The organism is Roseomonas rosulenta (assembly GCF_016106005.1).
GTDB classification, from domain to species: Bacteria; Pseudomonadota; Alphaproteobacteria; order Acetobacterales; family Acetobacteraceae; genus Neoroseomonas; species Neoroseomonas rosulenta.
In genome coordinates, this window is sequence record NZ_JACADR010000573.1 from 1 (window position 1) to 1,024 (window position 1,024).

The window sequence follows — 1,024 nt, forward strand, 5'->3', positions numbered from 1 at the left end:
GCGGGACCGCGCCGCGCGGATCGGCGGCTTCGCGGGCACGGTGCCGATGACGGCGGGGCTTGCCCTGCTGGCCACCGGCCGCCCCGCGCAGGCCGGCATCGCCTTCGAGGCCGCGCTGGCCGACGCACCCACCGATCCGGCGGCGCTGTTCAATGCCGGCGTCGCGGCGCTGGCCGCAGGCGATGCGCTGCGGGCGGAGACGCTGTTCGCCGCCCTGCCCGCCTGCGGCGCGGATGCCATGGCCGAGGCCGCCTGGCCGTGCTTCGGGGAAGCGCCCTGGCCCTTCGCCGCGCCACCCATCGCGGCCCCCGCGCGCAGCGACTGGCCGCGCATCCGGCTGGTAACGCCCTGCTTCAACCCCGGGCCCTGGCTCGAGGAGACGATCCTCTCGGTCGCCGCGCAGGGCTATCCGGCGGTCGAGCACGTGGTGGTCGATGCCTGCTCCACCGACGGCACGGCCGAGGTGCTGGCGCGCCATCGCCACCGGCTGCACGCGGTCATCGTCGAGCCCGACGGCGGCCCGGCGGAGGCGATCTACAAGGGGTTCGCCGGCAGCGACGCCGAGCTGCTCGGCTGGATCAACGCCGACGACCTGCTGGCACCCGGCGCGCTGCATCGCCTGGGCGCGGCCTTCGCCGCCGAGCCTTCGGCCGACATCGTGCACGGCTTCGCGGTGCCGCATCGCGCGCGGCGGATCATGGGCGTGCACCGCGCCCTGGCAGACGGGCCGGCGGGCTTCACGACAGAAGCGCTGGCCGACGTGTTCGGCCGCTGGGCGCAGGGCGCGTTCTTCCTGCAGCCCGAGGCGCTGGTCGCGCGGCGCTTCTGGGAGCGCATCGGCGGGCGGCTCGACACCCGCCTCTCGGCCGCTTTCGACTATGAAATGTGGTTGCGCGCGGCGGCAGCCGGGCCGCGCATCGTCTCGGTGCCCTGGCCGGTCGCCTTCTACCGGCTGCATGCGGCGCAGCGCAGCGCCGGGCGCGCGGCGCTGGCGGCGGAGCAGGTGGCGGTGCGCGACCGCTTC

Annotated in this window: 1 protein-coding gene; it reads left to right on the forward strand. The window is 76.3% G+C overall.

Translation table 11 applies throughout. The features are described from left to right. On the forward strand, positions 1 to 1,024 hold a 1,024-nt coding region (locus HW578_RS26945), incomplete at both ends, for a glycosyltransferase family 2 protein (RefSeq protein ID WP_198373765.1).